Source organism: Pontibacter aydingkolensis (assembly GCF_019443125.1).
GTDB classification, from domain to species: Bacteria; Bacteroidota; Bacteroidia; order Cytophagales; family Hymenobacteraceae; genus Pontibacter; species Pontibacter aydingkolensis.
Window position 1 is genome coordinate 14105 of the sequence record NZ_JAHYXK010000014.1, and the last position, 12739, is coordinate 26843.

Here is a 12739-nt window from a genome sequence, read left to right on the forward strand (position 1 = left end):
CAGGACTCGTAAAAGCTCTCACCCTACATGGTTAATGTTCGTGCCCGTGGGCCGGCACCTCTCCCGATGCCGAGGATAGTTTGATCTGGTAGGCCCCTTTCGTCACCACCCGATCGCCCGGCTTCACGCCCGAGAGCAGCTGCACGTTTATACCGTCGGAGGCACCCAGCTTTACTTCCCGCTTTTCAAAGGTCTCCCCTGCCGTCTGCACGTACACGTAGTGCGTGCCCTGGTCCTCCATGATCGCGCTGACAGGAACCGTCAAGGCATTGGGCAAGGGTATAGAGCGCAGGTATACTTCCACGAAAGATCCCGGAACCAGCTCGCCCCAGTTGGCTATCTCGAAGGTGATGGGAATCAGGTAGGAGTCGGCGCCGGCGCTTTTGCCGTAGGCCAGCAGCCTGCCGTTCAGGTTTTCGGTGTCGTATACATCCCCACCCGGTACTTTAAAGCTGGCAGACTTCACGTTGGCTAGTTGGGAAGCCTCCGTCTGCGGCACCTCGGCCCGTAGTACCATGCGCTGGTTCTGCGTGATGCTGGCCAGCGCCTGCCCCGCCTCCACGAACTCCCCGTCAGATACCAACACGGATTTGATGAACCCGCCCTGCGGTGCGGACACACGCAGGCCCTTCGGGCCGTAGTTGCCGGCAAGGGTGCGGTATGCCGACGCAGCATTTTCGTAGATAGCCTTGCGCCTTTCGAACTCCCGCTGGGAGATGATCTGGTCCTTTACCAGTTCTTTGGCTCGCTCGTAGTCAGCCTGTGCACGCTGAAAATCGGTGCGTGCCTCCCTCACACGGGTATCAATGTTGCCCTCGGCCACGCCCTCACCGGAAATGGTGAAAAGCCTCTGCTGTGCTTTGACCGGCGATCCGACAATGACGTCGTTACCAGCCAAAGACACTACCCCACTTGCGCTGGCCGTGACCATGGTCTCGTCTCCCGGAGCCGGCATGATCTGGCCGGAGGTTCTGATGATGTTGTGGAAAGGCTGTGGCATGACCTGCTGCGTGGCAAACTCTACTTTCCAGGCCTGCTCCTTCAGGAATGGCACCTCCTCACCCATCGGTGCGGCCGACTCCTTGGTGTCGGCCAGCGCGGCTGCCGCGTTCGGGTACACCTGTAAGTTGTCGATGACGATACGGTCGGTGAAGTCGCCTGACTTGACATCGAAGATAAGTTTGTACCCGCTGCCGGCTTCCCGAGGCTGGAGAGCAGGGCCAAAGATGCCCGGTGAGCGCGGTTCCTGCACCGTATGGCGGATGCCTTTGTCACCTTTCACGAGGCTGACAGTTAGCTGTCCCTCCGCTAGGGGCGTGAAGTTTCCCCCAAGTTTGGTGACGTGTGCCGCAAAGGAGGAAGTTTCGCCGACTACCAGGGGCTTAAACTCCACGAACAGTTCGGTTTTGTCAGTATAGATAGTATAGGAGACCGGCTCCAGTCCGTCTCCGTGGGGATGGCCGTGTTCCGCTACGGTTTCTGCCCCGTCATGGGCGTTCTCCTGATTCTGGCTGCAGCCTGTGGCAAAGAGCACCAGGCAAACAGCCATAAGGCTTATATATGATCTTAACATGGTAGTTCTGATGTTACTGTATTTTTACAATACACTTTACACATAGCGGTATACCCCGGAAGCATGCGGCTGTTTGCCGTGCTTCCGGGGTAGCACACTAATGGTTCAGCAGACTAGTGCTGGTGGTTTCCCTGTCCGTCGTGTGAGTGGGTTTCCGTTACAACAGAGTCGCCCTCTACGGAAAACTCTTCCTGCTCATGCGGGTGTTCTCCTTCGCTATCATGCGGATGGCCATGCTCCTCTTCTGAAGTGGCTTCGTGCTGATGCGTGTCCGCTCCGTGCTCATGTCCTTCTTCGCTTGTGGTGTTTGAAGAGCAACCGAAAGTAAACAGCGCCATCGCGGCAATGGAGAAAATAACCTTTTTCATTTTTGTATAGATTTAATTGTGTAAGTACTGGGGTAAATGATAGAAGTGCGCTCTTGTTACTCACGGCAAAGTATAAACGTGCTTATAAAGCACACGCTAACGCCAGATATGACCCGGCTGGGACAACAAGAGCAATAATGTGGTGGTCAGGCAGACGGAGGTCCGCGCTGCGGTAGGTGGGTTTGATGTGGTGGAGGCGAAAAGCCTATGATATGGAACGTGCTGCCCAGTACTCTATAGGCAACTGGCGTCCCAGGTTCGAAAAAGAATTGCTCGCTTCTGGCATCAGCTAGAGGAGCCGAAAGTAAGCTACTGTGCCGGGTGGAAACATGCGGCTCTCCCTGCACAGCCGAGTGGAAATAGTGGCTGAAAGGGCTTTCCTTCTGCTTCGGTTCGTCATGGCCGTGGGAATGCGGATGGTCTTGGTGGGCGGCGTGGTGCTGTGCCTTGGTGTCCGTCTGGTGGAGATGCTCGTGCGGCATAACGCCATGCACCAAGACCAGCGTATAGGCAAAAAGGGTAAGCAGCAGCAGGGCGACCTTCTTAGACATTAGTCAAAGATAGGGAATATTATACTATGGTTGCTATTGATAAGATAGATCATATTGAAAAGAACAGGATTTGGATAGCAGAACAGATCATTTCAATTAGCGAAACGTACAGTAATAGCTTTTACAAAAAATTAAAAGGGTTGCTATAAATTGGGCTCTATACTTTAGCTGATTCCTTTATTATCTAAGTCAACTAAGTTCACCAAATCCCTGTAAAAACTGTTCGATTGTTCCACCCTACAGACTATTAAACATACAGCAAAAGGCGCCAGGACCACAGCTCAAGTCACTTTTAATTTCTCTGCTTTTTGGCCTTTGCCATAACTTGCTCTTTGTGCCCACAACTCAGCGTTTGTTGAAGCCGATAGCAGGTATTACAGGTTTATATGCTCATATAATAAATGAGAACTACTTTTGCTTGTAGGTAAAAGTATAATTTCTCTCCCGCCCATTCTCATAAATCATTTTCTGACTTACAGGGTATCCTGACTTATTATAGTTGTAGAAATTTGTAAAAGTAAAATCCTTCACAAGATAATTTGATGGGTAAAACTCCATCCGCTGACTTAAGATGTTGTGTTCGTGCGGAAGCAAAAAATCTGTCAAGTAATACGTTTCGATGTCTGCTCCAGGAAGCTGGTTTAAATACTGAGGTTTTATCTTATCGTCGAAAGTTAAGCTTACAACTGTTTTAGAATTGCTTGCCACTTCTGAAGATTCATACTTTTGCAGCACCCCATCTTTATAGAAATAACTATAAATTAAGCAATCGGTCATTGCTCCATTTTTGGGCATACGCATGGCTATCCGGGATAGCTGATTCTGGCTGTTGTAAGTGTGCGGAAAAGACGCTATATGCATCCAGTTATCATTCACGTTGGTCTCATAGATATCTACAGAACTGATGCTGTTATCTGAATTGTAGCTATATACTGCGGTATACTTAAAGGCATGTTCTTTGTTATCATACACCACTTCGTTTCTGCTTCCGTTCGCATTGTAGGTGATAGTGTATTCATAAAGTTGATCATTATTATACCAGGGCCCCACAATATATGAAACAGGAAGTCCCGCAATACCATACGCTATTTGCTGCCTGTCTACGGCTCCTAAATGATCAGCATCGCTTTTGACTTCGGTAAGCAGCAAGTTGGCTGCAGGTTCCGGGTCAGAGCCAGCGCAGGCAGTTAGAAACAAGAGCAAAATACCCAGGTAAGTTATTCTAGCTTTTATATATAATGTTGTCAGGTTGGTGCTTTAATGACCCTATTTTAGAAACCAGTAGCATGGCCACCTGAGCTGCAAGTTATAGCAAGGTTAAGAATGTTTGTTGTAGTAAGCTACACATTTATACTTGCCAGCTAAAGTAAGAAGTATTTCTGCTATTGCCACAGAGGCTGCGAATAAACCAGCACACAGGAAGGTATTAGAACCGGGCTACACTTTCATTGCTAAAATGCATTTACTGATCAGAAACGTCAAAAATATTTGAAATATCCTGGAGTTCAGGAATTGTTTTGGTAACATCCTCCTGAAGGCCTCCCCCTTACTACAAAGGGGCAAATCCGCTTGCACTATACCACATTCATCCAATGTTATATTTTGTTAATATATATAGTGTTATAAAAATACTTTGCTTTACTTTGAGTTGTCTAACTCACCTTACATCAACCCAAAACATGAAACACAGTCACTTTATTAAATGGATCCTCGTCCTGACGACAATATTTTCCATGTCGGCCTGCGAGAAGGAGTATGAGGCAGTACCACAGCTTACAGCTAAGTATAACGCCGCTTCTACGGCTACTGTTTTCGAGGAAGGCTTTGAGACAGCCTACAAAAGCAGCTATACCGCCGATCAGGTAGCTTTCTCTAACGGTTCCTGGCTTTTTGATGATGCTTTGACAGGCAATACCTCCTCTGATCGTAAGACAGGAACACAGTCTGCGCGAGTTCGCAATAGCGGAAAAATAAGTATGAGCTTTGACCTGCCGGATGGTGCCAAATCGTTTACCATGAGCCATGGCAAATTCGGAAGCGACAAGAATTCCACTTTAGAGGTATTCTATTCCACAAACAGCGGGTCTACCTGGATAAGTGCAGGCCCATCTGTTACTGTTAGCTCTAAAAGTCTTACCTCCACCACGTATGCCCTAAACATAACAGGCCCTGTACGCTTTGAGGTGCGCAAGACAGACGGTACCTCAAACCGCGCTAACATAGACGATATACAGGTAGAACCTAACCCAGCAGTGCTTCTTCCCGACTTTATGGAGGATTTCGAAAGCGGCTCGAAAGGAAGTTACACGGCTGGTTCGGTTAATCTGAGCACCGGCACCTGGCTACTTAATGAGGCATTGATAGGTTCACTGGAGTCAGACAGAAAAACAGGCACTAAATCAGTGCGTATCCGCGATCTTGGCACGCTTGAAATGCAGTTTAACGTTCAGGGAGCCCAATCTGTAAACATAAGCCATGCTGTTTACGGCACTGATGCCGGCAGCACCTGGCAGTTACAGGCCTCTACAAACGATGGCGCCTCCTGGTTGGCAGTAGGCAGCAACGTGAATAGCGCCTCTACCACCCTGCAGGATGTTTCCTTTTCAGTAAATTATACTTCTGCGGTGCGATTTAGGATAGTAAAACTTTCAGGCAGCGGCACCCGCATTAATATTGATAATTTTACCATAAGCGGCTCTTCATCTGGCACGGGTGAACCTGGCGGTGGCACCCCAGGTGGAGGCACAGACACGACAACTGTAGTAAGTGTGCACCTGACGCTGGGCAATCCTTCCAATGCCGCAACAGATGTGAACCTGCCAAACAATTACCTGCTGATGAAGGCACAATACGTTATGTCGTATAGCCGCGACAAAGGCACAGCCAACTGGGTAAGCTGGCACCTGGATGAGGCATGGCTGGGCAGTACTCCGCGCCAGGACGATTTCAGAGCCGATAATACTTTACCTTCCGGATGGTACCAGGTAGGCGCAACCGATTACTCTTACAGTGGTTTCGACAGGGGGCATATAACACCTTCGGCAGACAGAACACTGACAGTAGAAGACAACTCTTCTACCTTCCTGATGACTAACATGATTCCGCAGGCTCCTAATAATAACAGGACGACATGGGCTAGTTTGGAAAGCTATTGCCGCTCCATGCTTACAGGCGGATACGAGATCTACATCATATCTGGCGGCTACGGTGTTGGTGGAACAGGCTCTAACGGTTATGCCACAACTATTGCCAACGGTAACGTTACAGTACCATCCAACACCTGGAAAGTGATCCTGATCTTGCCAGACGGAAACAACGATGCGGCCCGTGTAACAAGCAGCACCCGCGTTATTGCCGTGGATATGCCAAACGACCAGACTATACTTTCTGACTGGAGGGCTTACCGCACTACAGTTGATGCAATAGAGGCTAAAACCGGCTACGACTTCTTCAGCCTTGTACCAGACAGCATCGAAAATGTTATAGAAGCAAAAATAGATACACTGTAATTGATAATATAAGTATAATTTAAGTTAACCGGGTTAGACAACGGCACGCTCTTAAGGGCGTGCCGTTTTTCTTTTAGATTTTACCGCTTTTAAAAAGAAGTTTATGAGCAGTTCTTTGCTTAAGAAAGTATAACTAATCACCGTATTAATAGCAGTCATTTCGCCTCAAATATAGTTTACAGTATGCATAAAGGCTTTAGGATTCAACTACTTTATAGCAACTATATTGTGTTTATGCTATCCATAAAAAATAAATCATCGTATATCACACTGGCCTTTAAATAGTTGTTCAATTAATAGCAATTTATTTGGTGCGAATTCCTAGCTGTAATTAAACTACAGCCTCAGTTTACTTCAAAAGCGATTAAATAATTTATCTATACTTAACCTATTTACTATGAAGCACAATTTTACTTTGATCATGCTGCTACTACTGTTTTGCCTGGCTACTAATGCTGTTGCCCAGCAAACCGATGTGAGTGGCAGGGTTACGGGGGCAGAACAGGGTATGGCGCTGCCCGGAGTTAGTGTACTTGTAAAAGGCACTACTACCGGAACCACAACAGACGCAAACGGAGACTTCAGGATACAGGTGCCCGGGAGCGATGCTATTCTTGTATTCAGGTACCTTGGCTACGAAACAAGGGAGGTAAATGTAGGAAACCAGTCCGTTATAAACGTGACGTTAAATACCGATACCCGCCAACTTTCGGAGGTAGTAGTAACAGCGCTGGGTATTACCCGCGAGAAAAAAGCCCTGGGCTATGCTGCACAGACTGTAGAAACTGAGGACCTGGTAAGAAACCGCCAGCCAAATGTTTTAAATGCCCTGCAAGGCAAGGTAGCTGGCGCAAATATTTCCAGTACAGGGGGTGCTCCGGGGCAGGGCACAAACATCATCATCAGGGGTATCAACTCCATTGACCCAAGCCAGTCGAATCAGCCGCTGTTTGTTATAGACGGAGTACTGATCGACAACAGTACCTCTACCTTCGGGGCTGGTGCGGAACTCCGGGGTATGAGCAACCGCCTGGCTGATATAAACCCTGACAATATTGAAAGTATAAACATATTAAAAGGCGGTGCTGCCACTGCATTATACGGACTCAGAGGAGCCAACGGTGTTGTAGTTATCACTACTAAAAAAGGAGAGCAGGGTGCGCTGCGGGTTAATTTTACAAGTACTGCAGGCATAGAGGAGGTAAACAAGTTTCCGGACATCCAGGACACGTATACCCAGGGATACCTTGGAGTTTATGACCCTAACAGCTTCTGGCCGTCCTGGGGTCCGACAGTGGCTGAAGCACGCCAGATTGATCCTACGCACCCTGACAAACTTTACAACCATTTCCGGGACGCTTATGAAACAGGACACCAGTACAGGAACACGCTATCTTTTTCAGGAGGCAGTGAGGCCATTACATTTCAGTCTTCGCTCTCTCACCTGAAACATGAAGGCGTGCTGCCTTTTACAGACTTCGAAAATTATTCTGCACAGTTAAACACCAATGTTAAGCTAAGCGATAAATTCAGTACCGGCGCCAATTTTACCTTTACCAAATCCGGAGGTAAGCGCTACAACGCCGATCGCTTTAACGAAAGCCTAAGTTATTGGTCGCCACGCTGGGATGTAACGGATTTCAGGAAACCTGACGGCACCATGCAAACATACCGTAACAACAATCCTATTTATGGCGCTGCCACTAACCAGTTGGAGGATGATGTGAACAGGTTTATAGGCGGCCTGAACTTCGGATACAAGCCACTAAATTGGCTGGACCTAAACTATCGTATCGGTGTGGATACCTATCACGATGATCGTACGCGTACCGCACCAGGGCCAAGAGGAGTTCCGGATGAGATCACATATGAAGACAACAGACAAGGATTTGTAAATGAGTATACTACAAAGTTCAGAGCCATTAACTCGACCTTTATAGCAACACTAAACTCATCACTGGGGGAAAACTTTAACGGAACATTTAGATTGGGCCATGAAGTATACGACAGAAGTATAAAAAGCTTTGGTGTGGAAGGCGAACAACTGGCTTTATTTGATTATTTCAATTTAACGAATGCACGCTTTTTGTCACCTGTGCAGCGGGAAGAAGATTACAGGCTGATGGGTATCTTCGCAGAGGCCTCTGTTGATTACAGGGACTTCCTGTTCTTGACATTAACCGGCAGAAATGATATTACCTCTTCCCTGGCAAGAGACAACAGATCCTTTTTCTACCCATCGGTAAGCCTTAGCTATGTATTCTCTGAGCACTTAGACCTCCCTGCTTTTATCAACCAAAGCAAGCTCAGGTTATCTTATGCTGAGATCGGGAAAGATGCACCGCCTTATTCAACATCTTCCGGTTTTGCAAATTACACAGGGTTGCCTACAGGGTTTACCGGTTTTACAAGATCGGCGCTGCTGGGTAACGCAGAACTTCGCCCCGAGTTCACCAACACCTATGAGGCAGGCCTGGAGATGTCTTTCCTGGATAACCGCTTGGGATTCGATTTTACCTATTATTATTCTCTAAGCGAGGATCAGATCATTAATATAAATGTAGCCACCACGACAGGTTTTGTAAGGGCTGCCGTTAACTCGGGCAGTATGCGCAACAGAGGCGTTGAGATTGTGCTGAATGCCGTTCCTGTAAGAACTAATGACTTTAGCTGGGACTCCAGGCTGGTCTTCTCAGCAAACCGGAATAAGATACTAAGCATTCGCGAAGGGCTGGAGGAAATTGCCTATGCTTCTCAGTTTGGTTATGTTGGTGCTACTGTTACCATGAAATTAATACCAGGCCAGCCTTACGGTAATATCTACGGTTCGCATTACCAACGCTATTATGGCCCGGGCGAAGAGGAAGATCCCCTTTTTATTGATGAAGACAGACCCATAGTTATCGGGGCTAACGGTTTCCCGGTGCGGGCACCTTTAGCCAGCCAAAAGATACTGGGCAATGCACAGCCTGACTGGATAGCCGGCTTTACAAACACCTTTACTTATAAGAACCTGAGCCTGACCAGCCTTTTTGATGCACAGATAGGGCATGAAAAGTATAACCAGATGGGTAACTTCTTTGCTGCCTTTGGTATTGCTGAATATACCGAGAACCGCAACCAGACGATTGTGTTTGACGGTGTATTGAAAGACGGCACTCCTAACACGAAGCCAGTATTTCTGGGCCAGGGCATCGGGCCTGATGGCGTAAACTATACGAATGGTTTTTACCGAAACGTGTACCGCGGCGTGTCAGAGAACTTTGTAGAAGATGCCTCCTGGGTGCGCTTACGTTCTCTTACCCTGAGCTATAGCCTTCCGAACAAGTGGTTTGAGAACCTGTTTATCCGTAACGCCGGGGTTTCGTTAACCGGCAATAACCTGTGGCTTTCTACAGACTATTCTGGCTTTGACCCTGAGAACAGCTCAACGCCAGCCGGAAGCAACGTAACTGGCTTTGCCGGATTTACTTATCCTGCTGTCAGAAGCTATTTGTTCACCCTTAATGTAGGATTCTAAACAGAAGAGGTATGAAAAAGATATTAAGATATACGGTTGCTTTTATGATGATGGGGGCCATGATAAGTTTACAAGGCTGCGAAGATTACTTTGACCTGGATGAGAACCCTAACCTGGTAAATGATCCACCTTTGCAAACCATGCTCTCCACTACTACGCAAAAAACCGGACTCAACAGCCAACGCGTTGCCAGTATTACTTCTTTCTTTGTGCAGTACCTGGCAGGCCCTACCGCCGGCGGGTCCACAGACACGTATGAGATTGCAGACTACACAGGCACCTGGGATGCGCTGTACCTGGCTATGGCAGATATTCATGACATGAAGCAAAAAGCCAGAACAGAAGGTGCCTCAGAGTATGTTGGGGTGGCAAATGTTATGATGGCTTACCACCTGATGCTGGTAAGCGACATGTGGGGAGATGCGCCGTATTCAAACGCCTTTGTTAGCACTACCCTGACGCCAGAGTTTGACTCAGCAGAACAGTTGTACAACGAATCGTTAACCCTGCTGGATGAGGCCATCGCAGAGCTATCCAAAACAGATTCAAGAGTGAAGCTGAATGCGGAGAGCGACCTGATACATAACGGTAACACAAGTAACTGGATAAAGACGGCTTATGCCTTAAAGGCCAGGCAACTGAACAAGGTAAGCGAAACATCATCCTATGATCCTAAGGCTGTTCTGGCCGCAGTGGAAAACTCTTATACTTCCAATGCTGACAATGCAGACATGGGTGTGTTCACTACAATTAACCCGTGGGCGGCTGTTGCGCAGAATAATGCACTCCTCGTACTAGGTGGCTGGCTTTCAGAGCAGCTTATTGAGCACCTTAAAGGTACAACAACAGGAATCTTTGACCCAAGGATTGAGCAAATAACTGAAAGAACTGTAAATGGTGTTTTTATTGGCACACCTAACGGTGCCGGAAACGTGGGTCCGGCCAGCAGCACTGTAAAAGATGAGTCCTATATTTCGCGTAACTCACCGCTTACATCTGATGAAGCTCCTCTCATCATTGTATCATACCCTGAGGTGAAGATGATCGAGGCAGAAGCAGCGCTGAGAGACGATCAGAGACAAAGAGCCTATAATGCGTACCTGGAAGGCATCAGGGCAAGTATGCGGTTGCTACAGGTTGACCCGGCAGCGGCTAATACTTATGTAACAGACCCGGCCGTAGCAGTTGGTGCTGCCAACCTTACCCTCGACCTGATCTTTAAGGAAAAGTATGTGATCACGTACCTGAACCCTGAAGCCTGGAATGATGCCAGACGTTATGATTATAAATATGCTGGTTTTACGTTACCAGTAGGAGCCGCCCTGAACACATTTATCAGGAGGGTGGCTTACCCTGTAGGAGAAACCTCCAAAAACCCGAATACACCGGACAGCGCACCACTATCTGAGCCACTCTGGTGGGATAGGTAATGTAAGCTGAGTTATAAAACTCAAGTTACGATCTGCTAATGTTATGCAGGCGTAAACCCAATGCCGTCAATTTAAAGGCAGGTTAGTTTCATTCTTATAAAAGTTAAATAAAAACATTTGTCATCCTGAAAGGATCTTGGTTGCTGGGAGGATAGCTTAACCTCCCAGCAACCAAGATCCTTTCAGGATGACAGAAAAAAGAGAATGAAATACCCTACTCTTGAGAGGGGGCTAAGGGTAGATTAATCTTAGTCTAAAGTATAAACTACAAAATTACAGAAGCCGTCCCATTAACTGGAGCGGCTTCTGTAGTTTTACTGTGCTGAAGTCTGCTAATAATCTACCCTGAATTTTTCAAGGTTCGGAAGGTATTGCTTTTTGCGGTTCAGCTCATGCTGGTAAAAGGCCTTGCCCAGGTTTTTCATGAAAGGGAACCCTACCTCGTCATACTCATACTTGCCATCGTTCAGTATCTCATCTTCATTTACATAGATAACAGCCGTAAGCATGAACTCGATTTTATTTTCAAAATCTACGATGTAGGCATTATCGATCATAAAACCATAGGCATCCCCTATCTTATTAAAAATGCGGATGTTATCTGGAATACGCTCTTTGTCCTGCCCATACATCAGAAACTTTACATAGCTGTCCGGATACTCCTGTTCTTCATACTTTGGATAGTCGCTTTCGCGGGGCAGCATCGACATGTATTTATAGAGAAAAGTATAATCTTCAGGCTTCAGGTTAAACCGCTGCTGCGCAGGAACTGCCTCCGGAAAAAGTATACTTTTTAATATCCCTTGCAGGGCCTCTACCGAAATATAATTTTTAGCCGAAAAATCCATAGGCTTGTTTACCAACTCATCTCCCTGCATATACCCTTTGCCCAGGAACACTTCTGCCAATGGGCTCGGTTTAGGATTCTGGTTATTTGTGAGTGGCTGCTGGTATAATATCTTTTCTCCTTTGTAGAATGTAAACGGATTTGTATGGCTGTTCTCATCCGGTGACAGGAAAATAGAAAGCCTATGTGATAAACGTACATCTTCAAATCCTTTCTCGTGCAAACCCTCGTTCAGCTGCTTCTGCCCCAGAAACTCATAGAGCCTGTTGTAAGCGTCGTTGTCGCTTACCAGCAGCAATTTTTTGATGTAGTGCGCAATAGAAGGTAAATTATTTTCGGAACTGCTGTCGGTGGCTACAGCCGACTGGCCGGCATAGGCGCTGTCTATTTTTAATGCTGTATACTTGTCTACCCCCTTTATATTTAGTTCGTTAAGCTTTTCGAGGGCAAGTGCAGCAGCAGGCAACTTTACAGTGCTGGCAGGATAAAAATACTCTTTGGGGTTAAGACGGTAAGTATAAGATGTAAATTGCGGGTTGTTCTGTGCATCTCTGTCGATTTGGGTATAGAGTACCTGCACACGGTATTTTTCGGGCTGGTCCAGTATCTGCTGAAACTGCTCCGGGTGTTGCTTCATGATCTTCTGGACCATATTGTTATTTTGCATACTTTGTGTGATACAGGAAACCTGCGTAAGTGTTAGTGAACCAAAAAGTATAAGCCTTGCACAAAGCGGCAGGTACTTCTTTAGACTGGCTGGGGTACAAATCATAGTTCTAGGTTTACTTAACATCAGGTTATAAATCTTCTATTTTGCTTTACCGGGGCTGCTTCGCCTGTGCAGGTATAGGCTACTAAATATAAGTATAAATTGTAACAGTATAGATTACCAATCTACAGTCATATTACCTTATTCCCTGATTTATTCATTCTTGCTGGCA

7 protein-coding genes are annotated in these 12739 nt (G+C 46.8%); 3 read left to right on the forward strand and 4 right to left on the reverse strand.

All coding sequences use genetic code 11. The features are described 5' to 3' along the window. Positions 1-31: 31 nt before the first annotated feature. From K0O23_RS14990 to K0O23_RS15000, 3 genes are all read right to left on the reverse strand, one after another. Positions 32-1549 carry an efflux RND transporter periplasmic adaptor subunit gene (locus K0O23_RS14990; protein ID WP_219878258.1) on the reverse strand — a complete coding sequence of 506 codons (1518 nt, stop codon included), beginning with the start codon at positions 1547-1549 and terminating at the stop codon, positions 32-34. Between the two features lie 137 nt (positions 1550-1686). Then, positions 1687-1941: a hypothetical protein gene (locus tag K0O23_RS14995; RefSeq protein WP_219878259.1), complete on the reverse strand. Its 255-nt coding sequence runs from the start codon at positions 1939-1941 to the stop codon at positions 1687-1689. Between the two features lie 959 nt (positions 1942-2900). Next, positions 2901-3695: a hypothetical protein gene (locus K0O23_RS15000; RefSeq protein ID WP_219878260.1), complete on the reverse strand. Its 795-nt coding sequence runs from the start codon at positions 3693-3695 to the stop codon at positions 2901-2903. A 476-nt stretch (positions 3696-4171) separates the two neighbouring features. On the opposite strand from K0O23_RS15000, the gene K0O23_RS20190 reads away from it, so the two are divergent. The 3 genes from K0O23_RS20190 (at position 4172) to K0O23_RS15015 (ending at position 10951) form a co-directional block, all read left to right on the forward strand. Next, on the forward strand, positions 4172-6001 hold the full coding sequence (locus K0O23_RS20190) for a DNA/RNA non-specific endonuclease (RefSeq protein ID WP_246597137.1): 1830 nt from the start codon (positions 4172-4174) through the stop codon (positions 5999-6001). Positions 6002-6398: 397 nt separating this feature from the next. After that, entirely contained in the window at positions 6399-9521 is a 3123-nt protein-coding gene (locus K0O23_RS15010) for a SusC/RagA family TonB-linked outer membrane protein (RefSeq protein WP_219878261.1), read from the forward strand. An 11-nt stretch (positions 9522-9532) separates the two neighbouring features. After that, positions 9533-10951 (forward strand): SusD/RagB family nutrient-binding outer membrane lipoprotein, encoded by a 1419-nt coding sequence (locus K0O23_RS15015; RefSeq protein WP_219878262.1) that lies wholly within the window; start codon positions 9533-9535, stop codon positions 10949-10951. 332 nt (positions 10952-11283) lie between these two features. On the opposite strand, the gene K0O23_RS15020 is transcribed toward K0O23_RS15015, so the two are convergent. Next, the gene (locus K0O23_RS15020) at positions 11284-12465 is read right to left on the reverse strand and encodes a serine hydrolase (protein WP_246597138.1); all 1182 of its coding nucleotides are present in this window, start codon (positions 12463-12465) and stop codon (positions 11284-11286) included. Positions 12466-12739: the final 274 nt, after the last annotated feature.